The 21,005-nt window shown below is 44.5% G+C and carries 12 protein-coding genes; 11 read left to right on the top strand and 1 reads right to left on the bottom strand.

Annotated elements, in window-relative coordinates:
* Positions 1-95 precede the first annotated feature (95 nt).
* Both rpoC and RT034_RS08205 read left to right on the top strand, forming a co-directional pair.
* On the top strand, positions 96-4,328 hold the full coding sequence (rpoC, locus tag RT034_RS08210) for a DNA-directed RNA polymerase subunit beta' (RefSeq protein WP_313015897.1): 4,233 nt from the start codon (positions 96-98) through the stop codon (positions 4,326-4,328).
* Between the two features lie 86 nt (positions 4,329-4,414).
* The gene (locus tag RT034_RS08205) at positions 4,415-4,933 is read left to right on the top strand and encodes a DUF6586 family protein (RefSeq protein WP_313015895.1); all 519 of its coding nucleotides are present in this window, start codon (positions 4,415-4,417) and stop codon (positions 4,931-4,933) included.
* Between the two features lie 99 nt (positions 4,934-5,032).
* On the opposite strand, the gene RT034_RS08200 is transcribed toward RT034_RS08205, so the two are convergent.
* Positions 5,033-7,762 (bottom strand): penicillin-binding protein 1A, encoded by a 2,730-nt coding sequence (locus RT034_RS08200; RefSeq protein WP_313015892.1) that lies wholly within the window; start codon positions 7,760-7,762, stop codon positions 5,033-5,035.
* 201 nt (positions 7,763-7,963) lie between these two features.
* Between RT034_RS08200 and RT034_RS08195 the strand changes: the two genes are divergently transcribed.
* From RT034_RS08195 to gltB, 9 genes are all read left to right on the top strand, one after another.
* Positions 7,964-9,016, top strand: coding sequence for a pilus assembly protein PilM (locus tag RT034_RS08195; RefSeq protein WP_050324000.1), 1,053 nt, complete (start codon positions 7,964-7,966; stop codon positions 9,014-9,016).
* Positions 9,016-9,687, top strand: a complete 672-nt coding sequence (locus tag RT034_RS08190) for a PilN domain-containing protein (RefSeq protein WP_313015888.1) — start codon at positions 9,016-9,018, stop codon at positions 9,685-9,687. Before RT034_RS08195 ends, RT034_RS08190 begins: the two co-directional genes overlap by 1 nt.
* Before the next feature lie 2 nt (positions 9,688-9,689).
* Positions 9,690-10,448: a type IV pilus inner membrane component PilO gene (locus RT034_RS08185; RefSeq protein ID WP_409566346.1), complete on the top strand. Its 759-nt coding sequence runs from the start codon at positions 9,690-9,692 to the stop codon at positions 10,446-10,448.
* A complete protein-coding gene (locus RT034_RS08180; protein ID WP_313015885.1) occupies positions 10,438-10,971 on the top strand; it encodes a pilus assembly protein PilP in 534 nt (177 codons plus the stop codon). The genes RT034_RS08185 and RT034_RS08180 overlap by 11 nt, the downstream gene beginning before the upstream one ends.
* A 17-nt stretch (positions 10,972-10,988) precedes the next feature.
* Entirely contained in the window at positions 10,989-13,319 is a 2,331-nt protein-coding gene (gene pilQ / locus RT034_RS08175; RefSeq protein ID WP_313015883.1) for a type IV pilus secretin PilQ, read from the top strand.
* 107 nt (positions 13,320-13,426) lie between these two features.
* A complete protein-coding gene (locus RT034_RS08170; protein WP_313015880.1) occupies positions 13,427-13,963 on the top strand; it encodes a shikimate kinase in 537 nt (178 codons plus the stop codon).
* Positions 13,964-14,030: 67 nt separating this feature from the next.
* Positions 14,031-15,128, top strand: coding sequence for a 3-dehydroquinate synthase (gene aroB, locus RT034_RS08165; protein ID WP_313015958.1), 1,098 nt, complete (start codon positions 14,031-14,033; stop codon positions 15,126-15,128).
* Between the two features lie 69 nt (positions 15,129-15,197).
* A complete protein-coding gene (locus RT034_RS08160) occupies positions 15,198-16,184 on the top strand; it encodes a hypothetical protein (protein ID WP_313015878.1) in 987 nt (328 codons plus the stop codon).
* Positions 16,185-16,406: 222 nt separating this feature from the next.
* Positions 16,407-20,876, top strand: a complete 4,470-nt coding sequence (gene gltB, locus RT034_RS08155) for a glutamate synthase large subunit (protein ID WP_313015876.1) — start codon at positions 16,407-16,409, stop codon at positions 20,874-20,876.
* The last annotated feature ends 129 nt before the right edge of the window (positions 20,877-21,005 follow it).

Below are 21,005 nucleotides of genomic sequence, written 5' to 3'. Positions count from 1 at the left end.
AATAGTTTACCTTTTTTATGACAAACGAATAAAAATTAACCTTAAATTGAAAGTCAATCTTTAGCGACCTTCAATTTAATCGATGGAGAAGCAGTTTGAAAGACTTATTAGACATCATGAAAAGCCCTGCCAACTCTGGTAACCAAGAGTTCGACAGCATTCAAATTTCTCTTGCCTCACCTGACACCATCAAATCTTGGTCGCATGGGGAAGTTAAAAAGCCTGAAACCATCAACTATCGTACTTTCAAACCAGAACGTGATGGTCTTTTTTGTGCCAAAATTTTTGGACCTGTTAAAGACTACGAATGCTTGTGTGGTAAATACAAACGCCGTAAATTCCAAGGCGTGATCTGTGAAAAATGTGGCGTTGAAGTGACCGCTGCCAAAGTACGCCGCGAGCGTATGGGTCATATTGAGCTGGCAAGCCCAGTTGCGCATATTTGGTTCTTAAAATCATTACCAAGCCGTATTGGTCTACTACTTGATATGACTTTGCGTGATATCGAGCGCGTATTGTATTTTGAAAGCTATGTCGTGACTGACCCAGGTTTAACTACCCTTGAAAAATATCAGTTACTCGATGATGAAGATTACTTCAAAGCACTTGAAGAGTTTGGTGATGAATTCACCGCGAAAATGGGTGCTGAAGCGGTGCAAGACTTGCTGCGTGATATTGACGTGGATTTGGAAATCGACCAGTTACGTGAAGAAATTCCTAACACCGGTTCAGAAACTAAACTTAAAAAAATGTCAAAGCGCCTAAAATTGCTTGAGTCATTCCGTGATTCGAACAATAAACCTGAGTGGATGGTAATGACGGTGTTACCTGTATTGCCACCTGATTTGCGTCCATTGGTACCGCTCGAAGGGGGTCGTTTTGCCACTTCAGACTTAAATGACTTATATCGCCGCGTCATTAACCGTAACAACCGTTTAAAACGCTTGTTGGAGCTCAATGCGCCTGACATCATCGTGCGTAACGAAAAACGTATGTTACAAGAGTCAGTGGATGCACTGCTTGACAACGGTCGCCGCGGTCGTGCGATTACAGGTAGCAACAAACGTCCATTAAAATCTTTAGCTGACATGATTAAAGGTAAACAAGGTCGTTTCCGTCAAAACCTTCTTGGTAAACGTGTTGACTATTCAGGTCGTTCGGTCATTACCGTGGGTCCATACCTGCGTCTACACCAATGTGGCTTGCCTAAAAAAATGGCACTTGAACTGTTCAAACCATTTACTTATGCCAAACTTTTACAAAATGGTATTGCGACCACTATCAAAGCCGCTAAGAAAATGGTTGAGCGTGAAGAACCAGCGGTGTGGGATATGCTTGCCAGCGTGATTCGTGAACATCCAGTGCTACTAAACCGTGCACCGACTCTCCATCGTTTGGGCTTACAAGCATTTGAGCCTGTACTGATTGAAGGTAAAGCGATTCAGCTACATCCCCTAGTTTGTAGCGCGTTCAACGCCGACTTTGATGGTGACCAAATGGCGGTACACGTACCGTTAACTTTGGAGGCCCAGCTTGAAGCCCGTGCCTTGATGATGTCAACCAACAACATCTTGTCACCTGCCAATGGTGAGCCAATCATCACACCATCACAAGACGTTGTATTGGGGCTATATTACATCAGCCGTTCGCATATCAATGCCAAAGGCGAAAACATGACTTTCTCCAACGTGAAAGAAGTGTATCGCGCGCTAGGTACCGGTGATTTAAGCGTCAATGCCAAAATTAAAGTACGTATTGAAGAAACCACGTATGACGAAGAAGGCAATGCCAATAGCGTTACTAAAATGGTTGACACCGTTGCCGGCCGCTGTTTGATTTGGAATATCACCCCAAAAGGTATGAGCTTTGACGAAGTCAACAAAGAGATGACCAAGAAAAACATCGCTCGCCTTATCAATTCTTGCTACCGCAAAATGGGCGTGAAAGACAGCGTCATGTTTGCTGACCAATTGATGTATTTGGGTTTTGCCCAAGCAACGTTGTCAGGCGTATCCATTGGTATGGAAGATATGCTCATTCCACCTACCAAAAACAAAATCATCGAAGCGGCGGATGCGGAAGTTCGTGAGATTGAAAGCCAGTTTGAACAAGGTTTCGTGACTGCGGGTGAACGTTATAACAAAGTCATTGATATTTGGTCACGTACCAATGACCAAATCGCCAAAGCGATGATGGATAACCTATCACAAGATACCGTTATCAATAGCCAAGGTGAAGCGGAAAAAGAAAAATCGTTTAACTCGATTTATATCATGTCGGATTCAGGTGCGCGTGGTAGTGCGGCGCAGATTCGTCAGTTGGCAGGTATGCGTGGTCTGATGGCAAAACCAGACGGCTCGATTATTGAAACCCCAATTAAAGCTAACTTCCGTGAAGGCTTAAGCGTTTTACAGTACTTTATCTCGACGCACGGTGCCCGTAAAGGTCTAGCTGATACGGCACTCAAAACAGCAAACTCAGGTTACTTAACCCGTCGCTTGGTTGACGTTGCGCAAGATTTGGTTATCACCCAGCCTGATTGTGGTACCGATAAAGGTATCTTGATGAAGCCACACATTGAGGGTGGTGAAATCATTGAACAATTGGCTGACCGCGTGCTGGGCCGAGTTACCGCCAAAGATGTGATGTCAAATAAAACAGGCGAACTAGCCATCCCATCAGGTACCTTGCTGGATGAGCATTGGGTAAAAGTACTTGATGAACATGGTATTGACGAAGTTTGGGTACGTTCTGTGATTACTTGTGAAGTGCCACATGGTGTCTGTTCACAATGTTATGGTCGTGACTTAGCACGTGGTCACCGCGTCAATATTGGTGAGTCTGTGGGTGTTATGGCGGCGCAATCAATCGGTGAGCCGGGTACTCAGCTAACCATGCGTACCTTCCACGTGGGGGGTGCCGCGAGCGCCGCAGCCGTGGAAAACAGTATTCAGGTTAATAAAGGCGGTACTGTTCGCTTCCAAAACTTGAAATCTGTAAGCCATGCCGATGGTCATTTGGTAGTGGTATCTCGCTCTGCAGAAATTAGTATTACCGATGAATTGGGCCGTGAGCGTGAGCGCTATAAAGCACCGTATGGTTCGTCAATTTTAGTGGCTGATGGCACCGAAGTTACCCCAGGTCAAACCATTGGTAAATGGGATCCGCATACCCATCCAATCATTACCGAGGTATCAGGTACCGCACGCTTTAGCGAAATCACCGATGGCTTAACCGCCACCATGAAAATCGATGAAGCAACAGGTATGAGCTCATACGAAATCTTGGCGACCAAAGACCGCCCAAGCTCAGGTAAAGATTTACGTCCTGCGATTATCCTTGATACCAAAGAGGGTAAAGAAGTGGTGTATTTCTTACCACAGCAAACCATTATTCGTGTGCGTGAAGGCGATGAGGTAACAACAGGTTCGATTTTAGGTCGTGTACCACAAGAATCATCAGGTACCAAAGATATTACCGGTGGTCTACCGCGTGTTGCTGACTTATTTGAAGCGCGTCGTCCAAAAGATCATGCGATTATGGCGGAAATGAGTGGTACAGTAAGCTTTGGTAAAGACACCAAAGGTAAAAACCGCTTTATCATTACCAATGATGATGGCGAAGTGCATGAAGAGTTGATTCCAAAATGGCGTCAAATCAACGTGTTTGAGGGTGAACGTGTTGAGCGTGGCGAGGTGATTGCCGATGGTCCACAAAACCCACATGATATTTTACGCTTAAAAGGTGAAACTGAGCTTGCCAATTACATCGTCAATGAAGTACAAGACGTTTACCGCTTACAAGGGGTAAAAATCAACGACAAGCATATTGAAGTGATTATTCGTCAGATGCTACGTAAAGTTGAAGTTACCGATGGCGGTGATTCAAGCTACTTCAAAGGTGACCAAGCTGAATACGCTGATATCGTCGCCATGAACAAAAAACTCGACGAAGAAAACAAATTCCCAGTCAAGTTTGACCGTTTATTGCTCGGTATCACCAAAGCCTCATTGGCAACTGAAAGCTTTATTTCTGCGGCGTCATTCCAAGAGACAACGCGCGTATTGACGGCGGCAGCAGTTACTGGCAAGATTGATGACTTACGTGGTCTAAAAGAAAACGTGGTGGTAGGTCGTTTGGTACCATCAGGTACTGGTTTAGCTTACCATGCCCAGCGTCTAGAGAGCGGTAAAACCACCGCTACAGAAGCTACTGAAAATCAGCAGCTAGAAGCACTAGACACCTTGTTTGCCGAAAACATGGAGCCTGCGTCAATGTCATTTGAAGACAAATTTGCTGAAGAGTTTAATAGCCAAGATGCAAAATAATCGTTAATCAGTCATAAAAAGGCCGGTGCTTGCAACTGGCCTTTTTTTTCATCAAAATATCCGTATCAAATGTCTAAGGAAACAATATGGCAGGTCGTGTTGCACGTTATCAAGCAGATAGAACTAATCAAAAAATGTATTTTTGCCGAATTTATTGTCAGCAAGCTGAACAGACGCCAAAAGGGCAATTACAGGAAGCACATATTGAAAGCGCACTCATGCATTTGTACGGCGGGTATTTGGCATTTTTACAAGAAGTAGCGCGCTATTATAATTTAACTATGCCAAACCCGAGTCTGCAATCAATTAGTGATGCCTTGGAGGCTAAAACCCAAGTATCACCTGAAGTCATGCGGTTAAAGCAACTATTAGCTAATGATTATTTGGGCGACATCGAAAAAGCATGGCAGCAAATTATCTATAAACCTGTGCCACAGAATCTTGGAAATGAGAGTGATGAAAGCAACAAAAATGCTAAACTGCCAGTGATTGATGTTATGGCAAGTCCATCAAGTACCAATATTTCAGTCGATATGATTCGCCAATGGCGTGGCGATTTGGTTAATACTATCGATAGTTTGCGAGAAGGGATGATTGAATTTTAATTGTTTAATCAACCTTGGTGCTTAGCAAGGACCATAAAAAAGCTCGATTCATGATCGAGCTTTTTTATTAAGGTTTATTAACTAAGGTTTATTAACGACTCATTCATTCAGTGGTTTATTGCTATTTAACTGAGCGTAGTTGATATTGTTACCCATCGTGGGCATCGGCACGGAAGCTTGTTCCTCAGGACGTTTTCGGGTAACCGCTTGCGGGGGTTTACTGTCATCACGGGTGATTTCATTGCCCTTGCTATCGACGCGTCTAGTACCCTTATCAGTGAGCTCAATGGTTTCCTGCTCCTGTTTTTTGGATTTGGCGCGATTATTCACTGATACCCATTCCACAGGTTGACCTTTGAGCATTTTAGAGGTGAAATCCATCCAAATAGGTAGCGCCGCCACGCCACCAAATTCTTTTTTACCCATACCGATGGGTTGGTCAAAACCGACCCAAACTGTCGTCACCATTCTGGGGTTGATACCGGCAAACCACGCATCTTTGGCATCATTGGTAGTACCTGTCTTGCCACCCAAATCTGAGCGACCTAACGCCCGCGCCTTAACCGCGGTACCGCGCTGGATGACATCACGTAAGATATTGGCCATTTGGAATGCCACGTTAGAAGAAAGAATACGGGGCGCTTGCTGCGCTGGAATATACTGAATAGGCATGGGTTTTAGCTTATCAGTGTCGGGGCCGGCATCATATAGTTGCGCTTCAAGGGACGCTTGGCGTGCTAGCATTTGCTGAGTGCTGGCTTCTAATGCCGCTTCTTCTTTGCTAAGTTTTTTCTTATCTTGTTTGTTTAAACTGTCTTTTTCGTTGGTTTTAGCCAGTGGGTTTGCGTTGAATAAATCAGATTTTTCAGTCGCTTTATCGCCTGCTTGCGTGTCTTTACTTTGGCCACTTAACAAAGCAGTTTGTTGTTCTTGGAAGGCGGTTAAGTTATCTTCATTGGTTTGCTGTAAATCATTGTTAAAACATACTGCACAGGCTTGTTTTGGATTGGCTTGGTATTGCAGCTTACCGTTGTAGTCAAAAATTTGCTGAATAAAATAAGGTTGAATACGGTGACCGCCGTTGGCAAAGGTCGCATAGCCCGTAGCCATCTGTAATGGGGTCGCTTCACCAGAACCGAGTGCCAATGATAAGGTGTTTGGCATGCGTTCTTTTTCCAACCCAAATTCATTGAGTAGCTCACGCGTATCAGAGATACCCGCTGAACGTAGTACCCGAATTGATACTAGGTTACGTGATAGGTATAAACCTTTACGCAGTGGAATCATCCCCAAATTGCGCCCATCTGAGTTCTTGGGTTTCCAAGAACCGACGGTCAATGGATCATCAGATATCATGGTGTCCGGGCTAAAGCCTTTTTCTAAGGCAGTGGCGTAAACTAATGGTTTGATGGTTGAGCCAGGCTGACGATAGCCTTGAATGGCGCGGTTAAATTTACTTTTATTAAAATCAAAGCCACCAACGACAGCAAGTAACGCGCCAGTTTCTGGATTGACAGATACTAGGCTACCTTCAACGGCTGGAATTTGTACCAAGCTCCAGCTGCTGTTGTCAGCATTTGATGTCACATACACAATATCATGCAGATTGACGATGTTGTTGGAGATAAATGCTGAGTTTGGATTACGGTAGTGCAGCGTCGCCCAGCGCATGTTTGACCAAGGTACTTTAATCTGAGTACCGTCTTTCATGACCGCATCAAAGCCATTGCCAGGATAGACTTTGGTGACTTCAACCGGATAAAAAGAATGGATAACCGGGAAGTTGGCAAGCTTACCAAGTTTTTCTTTATCTTTTGTATTAGCCGGGGCGCCGCGCCAACCGTGGCGGCGATCATACGCAAATAAACCGCGTTTAATGGCGTTTTCTGCAATTTCTTGTGCTTCGCTATTAATGGTAAGCTTCACGCGCCAGCCCGAATTGATGACAGCTTCGCCATATTGTTCCACCAATGAGGCACGAGTCATTTCCGCCAAATACGGTAAGTTTTTATCAAGTTTAGCTTGGTATAGGCGCAGTCCAATGGGTGCGGCAACCGCTTCGTCGTGTTGCGCTTGGCTAATTGCGCCATTTTTAAGCATCTGACCCAAAATCCAGTTACGCCGCTCTAACGCGCGCTCAGGGTTGGCAACAGGATTGTATTTGGATGGCGCTTTTGGCAGACCGGCAATCATTGCCATTTCTGCAATGGTTAGGTTATTCAATGATTTACTATAATATTGCTTAGCGGCAGCTTTAATCCCATACGCACCTTGACCCAAATAGATTTTATTAACATATAAGGTCATGATGTCTTGTTTGGACAGTTTTTCTTCAATTTTACGGGCTAGAAATAACTCCGTTAATTTACGATTAAGGGTACGTTCGGAGGATAAAAAATAATTTTTGGCAACCTGTTGGGTAATCGTCGACCCACCTGTTTGGCTATCGTCGTCGCTAACCGCTTCGGTCAGTGCGCGCCCAATGCCCTTAATACTGATACCACTGTGCTGAAAAAATGACGAATCTTCGGCCGCTAAAAAAGCATTAACCATATTTTTGGGAATTTGCTCATAACTCACTGGCAAAGACATATCATTACCGTATTGACCAATTAATTGGTTGTCCTCGGTATAGATTTGTAGGGGCATTGACAGCTTGGCTTTTTTAAGGTCATCTAAGCTTGGTAGGCTAGGTGATATATACATCGCCATACCATAAAAACCGATGGGGAAAGCTAATACCAAAATAAAAAGAAACGCTAAAATTGCAACCAAAAGATTGAGTAAAAATTTCATCCAAGTAAAGGTAGCAGCAGTCGACTGGGTCATAAAGTCATTAGCTCAAAGCAAAATAAAGCTTTATTATACCTAAAAAAATTTGAGTTCTGTGAAAAATCTATTTTGCTTTTCGCTTGTTTTTAAACCACCCAATAAATTAGTGACAACTAATGGTTGAATCAAATAAATTTCTAAAGTATTGTAGCGTAGTAAAAATCACGTTACTGAACTTAGTATACAAGGAACAAACTTGTGAGGTTATTTACAAAAAACAACAAGCTAGTCGTTGGGGTAGATATCACCACCACTGCGATCAAAATGGTTGAAATAACACGGCAGCAAGGTCTATTTCATTTAAGAAATTACGGCATTGAACCGTTACCCCGCGGTGCTGTTGTTGATAAAAATATTGTAGATATTGAAGCGGTCAGTGACGCCCTCGCAAGATTATCTCGTAGCAGAGGTTTTTCCAGCAAAAATATTGCGACAGCCGTAGCAGGCTCTTCGGTTATTAGCAAAATCATTGAGATGGAAGCGGATCTCACAGAGCTTGAACGAGAATCCCTTATACGTCTAGATGCTGACCAATATATTCCCTATCCTTTATCAGAAGTTAATTTAGATTTTGAAGTGATTGGCCCTTCAGCTACGCCTGATATGTGTAAGGTATTGTTAGTTGCCTCTCGCACTGAAAACGTTGACCAACGTGTCGACGCGGGTGCTTTGGCGGGGCTGGATACTAAAATTGTGGATGTGGAGTCTTACGCAGTTGAACGCGCCTTTCAATTGATGGTCGATAGCTTGCCAGGTCAACCTCAGCATATAGCCCTTATTGATATCGGGCACAGCCAAACCACGCTTTATATTGCAAAGGACGGGGAGTTTGTATACAGCCGTGAACAGCTTTTTGGCGGCGCCCAGTTAACTGAAAGTATTCAAAGTCGTTATGGTTTGACGTTCGAGGAGGCGATGATTAACAAGCGCACCCTGTCATTGCCAGATGATTACTATACGGATGTGTTACTGCCATTTTTAGATGCTATTGTGCAGCAAATCACCCGCTCGCTGCAGTTTTATTTTTCATCCAGCCAAAATAGCCAAGTAGACTATATTTTGTTGGGCGGTGGTAGTGCCAGCATTGCGGGTCTAGCGAGCATGGTTGAACAAAAACTTGGTACTCGCACAGGTATTGCCAATGCATTTTCAAATATGACGATTAATAACCATATCAACACTGAATTACTGATTATGGACGCGCCAAGCTTAATAGCAGCTTGTGGCTTGGCGTTACGGAGTTTTGATTAATGGCAAAGATTAATTTACTTCCTTGGCGTCAAGAACTTCGTGAACAAAGAAACCGTGAGTTTATGACTTTAGTGGTTGCGGTATTATTATTATCACTACTTGGTGCCTTTGCGGCATGGAGTTACTATAAAAATACCCTAGAAAACCAGCAGCTTGCTAATGAACGCATCAAACAAGAAAACGCTAATTTAGACAAGGCGTTAAAAGAAATCGCAACCCTCGAGCAGCAGCGTGATGATATCATTGCGCGTATGAAAGTGATTCAAGACTTGCAAGGCCGTCGCCCTGTCCCTGTCCGTATTTGGGAAGATATTGCCAGAATTATCCCCGCACAAATGTATTTAACCAGTATGAAGCGTGAAGCTGATACCATCACCTTTACCGGTCAAGCCGACAACCCGAATGTGATTTCAACATTTATGCGCAGTCTTGATGGGACGCAGTGGTTAGAAAAATCGGCGGTGGTCAGTATACAGCAGCCCAATGCGGTGGCTTATCAAGCACCCAAACCCGCACCTGCTGCTGGTAACATCAGTGCTAGCAGTACCAGCGCAACATTACCAGAAGCCAATTACGTGACTTTTGTGGTAACAACCATGGTTAAGCAAACCGACATCGCCAGTGCCACCGCTGCAAGTGGCGTTGCGGCAAGTGCGAGTAAGGAGAAATAACGGTGAAATTAACCAATCCGCTAAAAAGACCGAAACTCGTCAAAAAACCCGTTCACATTCCCGCAAAAAAATCGTTTGATGTTAAAGCCTTTACCGAAAGCTTTAAATCCCTAGACCAAAATAATTATGGTAGCTGGCCTGTGCCTGTTAAGGTTACCGTATTGCTATTTATGGTTGCTGTTATCGCCTTTTTAACTTGGTTTTTGCCGATTAGTACCAAACGTGATGAGATTGCCGCTGCCGAAGCCGAGCAGCAAACCTTGTTAGATGAATATCGCCAAAAAGAATCCAAAGCACGTCATCTAAAAGAATATCAGGCGCAAGTATCAAAAATGCAGTCTGATTTTAAAGAACTGCTCAATCAATTACCCAAAGACACCCGTATTTCTGACCTAGTGGATGGGATTAATATGGTTGGTGTGGGCAGTAACATTAAATTTCAGGATATCAAAGTTGAACCCGAAGTCTCCCAAGAGTTCTTTATTGAGCAGCCAATTCGTATTGCCGCTTTAGGAGACTATCACCAATTTGGCTCATTCATTAGTGGGCTTGCTAAATTACCTCGCATTATTACCCTGCATGACTTTGAGGTCACCAACCCTAGTCCTAGCCTAGACAAGCTACCAGAAACCAATCTTGTTTTGAACGTTAAAACTTATCGTTCAAAAGAGTTAACTGAAGAAGAATTAAAGAAGGCACAAAAAGATAATCAAAAAAATTCAGCGGGACCTGACAATAAGGAAGCGAATAATGGCAATTAATAAAAAACCGCTCTCTATTTGCTTAGCCCTATTAGCCCTGTTATCTGGCTGTACCGACCGTGTCGGTTTGGCAGAGCAAAAAATGCAGGACATCCGTAACCAGCCCGCGCAATCGGTAAAGCCACCGCCGACACCCGAAGTGGTACAAGAGTTTAATTACAGCGCTTCACCGCTGCGTAGTCCATTTATGCCGCCTAGTTTAATGCTGCAAGCCAATCAAGTACAGCAAATGAAAGGGGTGAGACCGGATGTGTCCCGACTCAAAGAGCCACTTGAACAATTTGAGTTGAATGAGCTTACCTATAAAGGTACGATGGTGTCATCATCTGGCGAGGTGTATGGTCTTGTGCAACGCCCAGATGGGGGGATCGCCAGTGTCAAAGTGGGTAATTATATGGGTAAAAATGAGGGGCGTATTGCAGAGATTACCCCAACCCAAATTAACTTAATTGAAATCATACCAGACAGTCGTGTCGGCTATGTCGAAAAAGCAAACTCAATTGTTGCCGCAGTTAGTCAATAAAACAAAGGGATAATTCAATGAATTTTAATGCCTATCCATTTCGAACTTCAACGTCTAAGCTTGCGGTAGCGATGAGTGCGATGTTAGTATCTAGCAGTGTGTTTGCAGCTGATACCATTAGAAATATCTCGGTTACCACGCCGAGCGCTGTGCTAACAGAACTCAATATCGACTTCGCTAACAGTGCTGTGACGCCGACGGCTTATGAACTTGCCTCACCCACACGATTGGTGTTGGATTTCCCCAATGTGAATAATCAAATTGCATCACGGATGCAAACTTATAACCAAGGCTATGTCAAAAATATCACCACGCTGACCAATGACAGTATGACACGTATGATTATTGAGTTGTCAAATCAAGCGACCTTTAGTACACGTGTGATTAATAATCGCCTGGTAGTATCAATGCAGCCGAAAACCACAGCAGCTACCAATCCAGCTATCGTTACACCTGTGGTGACTACAGCGGCCGTTGTGAGTCAGCCCGCGGTGGTAACGCCTGCTGCCGTAGTGACTGAAGCTGCGCCTGTGATTGCTACACCGCCACCTGTGGTCGTGCAAACGCCGCCACCTGTTGCCGTCGTGACCCAAACACCAAAAGTCGCTCCACCCGCCAATACCATGGTAGTCAAAGTCAATCCTTTATTAAATCCTGCTGCCGCCGTTGTTCAACAATACAACTATGACGGTCTAGCGGCGATTAATTTTAATGGCACCTCGAACGGCGGCGGTAATGTTAGCATTAATTTGGTGAATGACAGCATCCCTGTGGATGTCCAGCGCACGGGTGATGAGTTAGTCATTCGTCTGACAGGCGCTACCATTCCCAGTCGTCTGCAAAAACAAATGACCGTCGGTAACGGCTTGGTGCGTGATGTTATCGCAACCAACCAAGGACGCAATGGCGTGATTCGTATTACCATGACAGGCGATTATGACTATAGAGCCTTTCAAACAGGTAATCAGCTAAATATCAATATCGATCCCCCCAAGCGTCTGCGCGAGCCGACCCTTGAGGAGCGTACCTATAGCGGGGCGCCTTTATCACTAGAGTTTCAAGATGTCAGCGTGCGTACGATTTTAGAAGTGTTGGCACAACATACCAATACCAATATTGTTGCCAGTGACAGCGTCAGTGGTAATATTACCTTGCGTCTGATTAACGTGCCTTGGGATCAAGCCCTAGATATTATCCTAAAAAGTAAAAATTTGGATAAACGGGTTAATGGTAATGTAATTTGGGTGGCACCCGCGGCAGAACTTGCCAAACAAGAAGCCGATGAGTTAAAAGCGCAACAAGAGAAAAAAGTATTAGACCCCCTGCGTACCGAATATATCCGACTCAACTATGCTAAAGCAGAAAATGTACGAACATTGATTGAAGCAGGCAGAGCAACATCCGATCGTTCGAGCAGCAATACCTCACTGTTAACAGACAGAGGTACAGTTACAATCGATGCCAGAACCAATACCTTGATTGTTAAAGATACGGCTGAAACCATCAGCAACATCCGTGATTTGATTAGTAAAATCGATATTGCCGTCAAACAAGTGATGATTGAAGCTCGCATTGTGAGTGCGACAGACACCTTTAGTAAAGAACTTGGGGTGAAATGGGGCATTTTATCGCAAGGTGCGGCAAGTAATCGTAACCTGCTGGTGGGTGGTAATTTAAGTACCATTGATAGCCTTAAGACTTATACCACAGCTACAAATTCCGATGGTACTACCTATCCAGTCTATAGCGGTCTCACTGCCGCTAATAACCTCAGTGTCAATTTGGGGGCAACCAACGCCGCAGGCTCGATTGCTTTTGGCTTGTTGAGCATTTCAGATTTACTATTAGATTTAGAGTTGTCAGCCATGCAGGCGGATAACAAGGGTGAAGTCATCTCCAGTCCAAAAGTGCTAACCGCCGACAAACAAACCGCCAGAATCATGTCAGGCACACAAATCCCTTATCAAGAAGCCTCTGCCAGTGGGGCGACCTCAACGAGCTTTGTCGAAGCGGCATTGAGTCTTGAAGTGACCCCTAATATCACCCCTGAAGGTCGTATTGGCATGGATTTGAGTATTGAAAATGGTTCACCAACTATCGTCAATGGTGCGACAGCGGTTTCTAAAGATTCGATTAAAACCAATGTGGTCGTCGATGATGGTCAAACGGTTGTGCTCGGTGGCGTGTTTAAAAATACCTTAGGTAACGATGTGACTAAAATCCCTTTCTTAGGGGATTTACCTTATGTTGATCGCTTCTTTAAACGTACCTCAAAAAGCAATAACAAGCAAGAATTATTGATTTTTGTGACCCCAAAATTGGTGAATGACATGGGCCGTGTTAATTAATTTACTCCCTAATAGAGCTGTTGTATAACAAAATAGTGTTATAGCGCATTGCCACAAATCACAGTATAATGTTTTCAATATATTATAGAGTGATTTGTGGTTTTTTTATGGAGTGTAATCAACCTAAGCCGTTAATTATTTTGATTGGTCCAATGGGGGCGGGTAAGACGACAATTGGTAAACTGTTGGCGCAGCAACTTGGGTTTACGTTTTATGACAGTGATCAGGAAATAGAACGCGTCTCAGGCGCGAGTATTAGCTGGATTTTTGAAAAAGAGGGTGAAGTAGGGTTTCGTCAACGCGAAACACGTGTGCTTGATAAACTAACCCAGCTCGATAATATCGTACTAGCCACAGGCGGTGGGGCAGTTACTATTGCTGAAAATCACCATTTTTTAAAACGTGGTATTATCATCTATTTGCGGGCAGAAGTTGACATTCAATATGAACGCACTTGTCGTGACCGCAATCGTCCGTTATTACAAATAGACAATCCTAAGCAGAAGCTAACCGAACTGTTTTGTAAACGTGACCCAATTTATCAGCAGCTTGCCGATATCACCATTGTTACGGGTCACAGTTCCCCAAAAAAAATGGTGCATGACATTTTGCTGCAATTGCAAGACGCCAATATAACCGTCTAAATGTAGCACTCTAGATATGACAAGCTAATTGATGACAACCTGCTAGATGCCAAAAAATAACATTGATATGAGTACTGCCATGCGCCGTGAGTTAATTGTCCATACACGTTCACACGACTATCCCATTTTTATTGGGGAAAATCTCATCGAAACCTTTGATTTTGCTGACTATATTGATGGCAAACAAATATTGGTTGTCACCAATGAGACAGTTGCACCCCTATATCTTGATAAACTCGTCGCACGTTTGCCTGCCGATAAACTCATTAAGACTTGTATTTTACCTGATGGTGAGCAGTATAAAACCCAGCAAAGCATTGATAGTATTTATGATCAGTTGATGGAAAATCACTTTAACCGTGACTGTACGCTGATTGCCCTTGGTGGTGGCGTCATTGGTGATATGGTGGGTTTTGCGGCAGCAAGTTTTATGCGCGGTGTGAATTTTATCCAAATTCCCACAACGTTGTTATCGCAAGTGGATTCTAGCGTCGGCGGCAAAACAGGCATCAATCATCGCTTGGGCAAGAATATGATTGGCGCGTTTTGGCAGCCGCGTCTTGTTTTGGCAGATATGACCACCTTAAAAACCTTGCCACCGCGTGAATTATCAGCAGGGTTAGCAGAAATTATCAAATACGCGTTAATCGGCGATGTGGCGTTTTTGGCTTGGCTTGAAACCCATATGACATCGTTACACGCGCTCGATTTGAATTTGTTAGCCCAAGCGGTACTGATTTCTTGCCAGCATAAAGCGGATATTGTGGCGCAAGATGAGTTTGAAGCTAATACGCGTGCGCTGCTTAATTTTGGTCATACCTTTGGTCATGTGATTGAAACGCATGAAGGTTATGGCAATTGGCTGCACGGTGAAGCAGTCGCGGTAGGCATGATTCAAGCGATGCAGTTATCACAAAAACAAGGGTGGCTTAGCGCGGATGATGTTGACAGAGCCAGTTCTTTAATCGCCCGTGCTGATTTACCCACCCATCCGCCAGCCATCGAGGTGAATACGGCACTGGATTTGATGGGGCATGATAAAAAAGTCAAATCCGGCAAAATTCGTCTAGTATTACTAGAAAAATTGGGACAAGCGGTATTGACGTCAGCGTATGATCCAGCGTTACTGACAGACGTGCTGGCTTTGACTGACAAAGCTAATTGATATAAATTTTATAGATGGGTTAAAGCGTCCTATCGGGCGTTAACCTTACCTCGGACAGAAGGTTGTTTTATGGTGCATTCTTTATCTACGCTGTATCGTTCATGGGCATTTAAAGTGACCACTTGGCTGATTTTAGCGGCGATTGCAGGCGGCTTGACGGTCATGGTGTGGATTGCTTCTGCGGTAAAGCCTGCCAAAAGTGCGGTGAAAGCGGCGAGTAATGCCAATCTCAATCAAGATCCCACCGCGCTACTATTGGCAAAAACACCTGAAGAGCTTAATACCAAAGTTAGACCCATCAAATTTGATGCGGTGATTCGTGATATGCGCAACTATCCCAAAGAATTTAAGGACAGTCGCTTTATCAAGGCCAATAATGGTAAATGGACAGTTCAAGTCATGAACGTGGTGGAGCACGAAGTGGTCACCGATTACCTAAATAGTCGTGACGATCGTGACAAATTTAATTATTTTCGTATCGTTGATGCGCATAACCAAAAACGCTTTGTTGTCACCTATGGCGTATTTGGCTCAGTACAAGAAGCGGTTGGCGCGGCTAAGGTGGTGAATTTTAATTTACCAAAAGAGGTCAAGGCATTTCCTGAAGAATTTAAAATGTATGCCCCGCAAATGGATGAGTATGAAGTGGCGCCGCCCCTTCGTGATGTCGGTAAGACAGCCGCGCGAGAAGTCAAACTAACCTCCACACCAAAATTATTGCCCGCACCAAAAGCCAAAGTTGAACGACAACCACAACCGGCTACCACCCCACCAGCAGAACCAAAACGCATGGCGCCAAAAACCAGCATTGAAAAGTCAACTAATCCTCAAGAGACCCTTTCTATCCAAGAAGGTAAAGTGATTGCTGAAAGCGACAATCATAACGCTTCAAACGCGCCTCGTTCAGAACCAAAAGTTATCAATAGCAAGAACGATAATGCTGAAGTTAAACCCAAACAAACCCACAGCAAGCCGTCTGAAGAAAAGCCAAAACCGAAAGATGCCTCAAAGGATAGCATGGGCGAGTTAATCAAGCAGAAGTCCCAAGCTAACTAGTGACTTTAGACGACTTGGTTAGTTTTGGGATTCAAATAACAGTGGATTTTTATAGCCTTTTTCGTTAATATAACGAAGGGTATCATTTTGATTTCTTATGGTACATATAGATAACAAACATGACGATTATCTATTCCAATCTTTTATGATTCAATAGCAAACATTGCACATATTTATAGTATGCCCATTTCTTTGCTACCAGCTTGTTAAGGGAACACGCTTATGTCTTTAAATCAGTATTCAGATCAGCATAATCTTTATCAACCCGATGTGTTCAAAGACAACTGTGGGTTTGGTTTGATTGCGCATACCCATGGTGAAGCTAGTCATGACTTAGTGCAAACAGCGATTCATAGTTTAAGCTGTATGACCCACCGCGGTGGCGTGGCAGCTGATGGTAAGACAGGCGATGGTTGTGGTTTATTGATTGCGACACCCAAGGTATTCTTTAAAAAAATCGCATCAGACAATGGCTTTACCCTAAACGAAATTTTTGCCGTCGGCACGGTATTTGTTAACCTTGATAAAGCATTAGCACAGCATAGCCAAGATACCCTAAGCCAAGCGATTGAAGCACAAGGTTTACTAGTCGCTGGCTGGCGTGATGTGCCGGTTGATTTAAGTATTGTGGGTGACATTGCCCGTGAATCACTCCCAGGCTTTAAGCAAATTTTAGTCAATTGCCCTATCAATATGGACGAGGCAACGTTTAACCGTAAATTATTCGTTGCACGCCGCAAAGCAGAAATCGCGCTAAAAGATGACCCTTTATTTTATGTGACGTCATTGACTTCACAAGTGGTTATCTATAAAGGCTTAGTCATGCCTGCCGATTTACCCGCGTTCTTCTTGGATTTACAAGACGAACGTTTGGCATCACACATTGTGGTATTCCACCAACGTTTCTCAACCAATACCCTGCCAAGATGGCCACTAGCCCAGCCTTTTCGCTATCTTGCCCACAATGGTGAATTAAACACCATTGATGGTAACCGTGACTGGGCAGTCGCGCGTACGCCAAAATTTGTCACCGATTTGATTCCAGAGCTGCAAGAATTACAGCCACTCGTCAACCGTGTGGGCTCTGACTCATCAAGCTTAGACAATATGCTTGAAGTACTGGTGTCAGGGGGCATGGATTTATTCCGTGCGCTTTCTATCCTCGTGCCGCCAGCATGGCAAAATGTTGACACCATGGACATGGATTTACGCGCGTTTTATGAGTTTTACTCACAGCACATGGAAGCGTGGGATGGCCCAGCTGGTCTAGTGATCCAAGATGGTCGCTATGCAGTTTGTATGCTTGACCGCAATGGTTTACGTCCATCACGTTGGGTGACTACCAAAAATGGCTATATCACCGTGGCTTCAGAAATCGGTACTTGGGATTATCAGCCTGAAGACGTGATTGCTAAGGGCCGCGTCGGACCGGGTCAAATGCTAGTGATTGATACCGAAACTGGTAACATCATGGATACCAAAGCCGTGGGTCGTCAGCTGAAAAAAGCCCACCCATATCGGCTATGGTTACGTGAAAATGCGGTACGTCTACGGGATGATGAACAGCTAGAAGAAAAAGCTTACGAGCAACGTGAAACAGGCGAGCATCTGCTAGCACTGCAAAAAATGTTCCATATCACCAATGAAGAACGCACAGAAATAATCCGTCCTTCAGCCGAAAACGGTCAAGAAGCCGTTGGTTCAATGGGCGATGATACCCCGATGGCAGTACTGTCAAAACAAGTTCGTCACGTGGCTGATTTCTTCCGTCAGCAATTTGCTCAGGTTACCAACCCACCAATCGATCCGCTGCGCGAAGCGATTGTGATGTCATTGGAAACTTGTTTAGGTAGCGAAAAGAATATTTTTGAACCCACGCCAGACCACGCTAACCGTATTGTATTGTCATCGCCTGTGTTGTCATCGAGCAAAATGATGCAACTACGCAGCGTCACAAAACCAGGTTTTGAAATTGAGACCATTGATTTAAATTATGATGAATCAATGGCATTAGAAGATGCCATCAAACATATCTGTGAGCAAGCTGCCGAAGCGGTACGTGCAGGTAAAGTACTGATTGTATTATCTGACCGCAATATCGAAAAAGGTAAAGTACCTGCCAATGCCATTATGGTGACGGGTGCGGTGCATCATCACTTGATTAATGTGGGTTTACGCGCAGATGCCAACTTAATCATCGAAACAGGTTTGGTACGTGATTCGCACCAATTAGCGGTCTTATTAGGGTTTGGTGCTACCGCAGTTTATCCCTACTTGGCTTACAATGTGATTGCAGACTTGGTCGATAAAGGCGACTTGCTTGGTGACCCGTTGTACGCCAAAAATAACTTCCGCAAAAGCTTGGATAAAGGCTTATTAAAAATCCTATCAAAAATGGGTATTTCTACCGTCTCTTCTTATCGCGGTGCGCAATTGTTTGAAGCGGTGGGTTTATCAGAAGAAGTGGTTGAGCTTTGTTTTACTGGAGTTGAAAGCCGTATCTCAGGTGCTACGTTTGAAGATTTGGCGATTGACCAACAAATTTTGGCAAACAATGCCTTTACCAAACGTGTACCGCTTGACCAAGGCGGCTTGTTAAAATTCGTCTTTAACAAAGAATACCACGCCTTCAACCCAGATGTGATTCAAGCGCTACATAAAGCGGTACGCACGGGCGACTACGACAACTACAAAGAATATGCGTCGATTGTCAACAGCCGCCCCGTAGCGACGTTACGTGATTTGCTGCAGTTAGATACTAGCAAATCCATCAGTGTTGATGACGTTGAGCCTATTGAACAAATCCTAAAACGCTTTGACTCAGCAGGTATGTCATTAGGCGCCTTGTCGCCAGAAGCACACGAGGCGATTGCAACCGCGATGAACACGATTGGCGGACGTTCAAACTCGGGTGAGGGCGGTGAAGATCCCACACGTTATGGCACGATTCGTAACTCAAAAATCAAACAAGTCGCCTCAGGTCGTTTTGGGGTCACACCGGCTTACCTGCGTTCTGCAGAAGTGATGCAGATTAAAATCGCGCAGGGGGCAAAACCCGGTGAAGGCGGTCAGTTACCCGGTGGTAAAGTAAATAGCTTAATTGCGCGTTTACGTTACTCAGTGCCAGGCGTGACCTTGATTTCACCGCCACCGCATCATGATATTTATTCGATTGAAGACTTGGCGCAGCTAATTTTTGACTTAAAACAAGTCAATCCAAACGCGCTTGTGTCAGTCAAATTGGTTTCGCGCCCAGGTGTAGGCACTATTGCAACGGGTGTGGCAAAAGCGTATGCCGACTTGATTACCATTTCAGGGTATGATGGTGGTACCGCAGCGTCACCCTTGTCATCAATTCACTATGCAGGCTCGCCTTGGGAGCTAGGTTTATCTGAAGCGCACCAATCGCTTCGTGTCAACGGGTTACGTCATAAAGTACGCGTGCAAACGGATGGTGGTCTAAAGACTGGTTTGGACGTAGTAAAAGCGGCAATATTGGGGGCGGAAAGCTTCGGTTTTGGTACCACGCCAATGATTGCGGTGGGCTGTAAATACCTGCGTATCTGTCACTTAAACAACTGCCCAACGGGCGTGGCAACGCAAAAATCAGAACTGCGCGATGAGCATTTCATCGGTGAAGCCGAAATGCTGATTAATTTCTTTAGATTTGTGGCACAAGAAACCCGTGAATGGTTGGCGGCATTGGGCGTGCGCTCAATGGAAGAGCTTGTGGGGCGCACCGACTTGCTATCAGTCATGTCAGGCACCACCAACAAGCAACAACACCTAAACTTAGCGCCTTTATTATTTACCCATAGCAAAGGCGATGGCAAACCACAAACTTGTCAAGTTGAGCGCAATGAGCCATTTGACAAAGGCTTGCTTGCTGAACAAATGGTTATCGATATGATGGATACCATCAAATCAGCCAAAGGCGGTGACTTTAGCTATCGTATTGGCAACTGTGACCGTTCTATCGGTGCGCGTATCTCAGGGGAGATTGCTGCGCTGCATGGTAACAATGGTATGGCAAGCGCGCCAATTAACTTGCACCTAACCGGCACTGCGGGTCAAAGTTTAGGTGTGTGGAATGCAGGCGGTTTAAACATTAAGCTTGAAGGGGATGCCAACGACTACGTCGGTAAAGGCATGGCAGGGGGTGAAATCGTGATTTACCCACCAAAAGGCTCGACTTTTGCTAGCCAGCAAACTGCTATCATCGGTAACACCTGCTTGTATGGTGCCACAAGCGGTCATCTGTATGCGGCAGGTACTGCAGGTGAACGTTTTGCGGTTCGTAATTCAGGTTGTTTTGCGGTGGTTGAAGGTACCGGCGACCACTGCTGTGAATACATGACAGGGGGTGTGGTGACGGTTTTGGGTAAAACAGGGCTAAACTTCGGTGCTGGTATGACAGGCGGTTTTGCTTACGTGCTTGATTTAGATGGCGATTTCTTTGACCGTTGTAACCATGAGCTTATCGATATGCATCGTATCTCAAGTGAGCAAACAGAAAATCACCGTATCAACTTGATGTCGATTATCAAAACTCACGTGGCAAAAACAGGTAGCCAATGGGGCCAAACTATCCTTGACGACTTTGAGCATTATGTGCGTAAGTTCTATTTGGTCAAACCAAAAGCCGCGAACATTACTTCGCTACTAAAAACGACCATGGCAGACCCACAATAAGCGATTGTGTAGCATAATTTGATGATATTGGATTGCTAAAGGTAGCGCGTGACCAGCGCTCTACCTTTAACTTAAATTTTAAAAGTTCGCTGTCAAGCAGGTCGGTATGCAGTGAATCGCTGGATACCA

The organism is Moraxella sp. CTOTU48841 (assembly GCF_032061225.1).
GTDB classification, from domain to species: domain Bacteria; phylum Pseudomonadota; class Gammaproteobacteria; order Pseudomonadales; family Moraxellaceae; genus Faucicola; species Faucicola cinerea.
The sequence above is the reverse complement of the archived record's forward strand: the minus strand, read 5'-3'. Positions and strand labels throughout refer to the sequence as shown.

What these genes read in the sequence shown, in the direction of transcription:
- RT034_RS08205 (WP_313015895.1), top strand. Translation starts at nt 4,415, where the DNA reads ATGGCAGGTCGTGTTGCACGTTATCAAGCAGATAGAACTAATCAAAAA.
- RT034_RS08200 (WP_313015892.1), bottom strand. Translation starts at nt 7,762, where the DNA reads ATGACCCAGTCGACTGCTGCTACCTTTACTTGGATGAAATTTTTACTC.
- RT034_RS08190 (WP_313015888.1), top strand. Translation starts at nt 9,016, where the DNA reads ATGGCAAAGATTAATTTACTTCCTTGGCGTCAAGAACTTCGTGAACAA.
- RT034_RS08180 (WP_313015885.1), top strand. Translation starts at nt 10,438, where the DNA reads ATGGCAATTAATAAAAAACCGCTCTCTATTTGCTTAGCCCTATTAGCC.
- pilQ (WP_313015883.1), top strand. Translation starts at nt 10,989, where the DNA reads ATGAATTTTAATGCCTATCCATTTCGAACTTCAACGTCTAAGCTTGCG.
- RT034_RS08170 (WP_313015880.1), top strand. Translation starts at nt 13,427, where the DNA reads ATGGAGTGTAATCAACCTAAGCCGTTAATTATTTTGATTGGTCCAATG.
- aroB (WP_313015958.1), top strand. Translation starts at nt 14,031, where the DNA reads ATGAGTACTGCCATGCGCCGTGAGTTAATTGTCCATACACGTTCACAC.
- RT034_RS08160 (WP_313015878.1), top strand. Translation starts at nt 15,198, where the DNA reads ATGGTGCATTCTTTATCTACGCTGTATCGTTCATGGGCATTTAAAGTG.
- gltB (WP_313015876.1), top strand. Translation starts at nt 16,407, where the DNA reads ATGTCTTTAAATCAGTATTCAGATCAGCATAATCTTTATCAACCCGAT.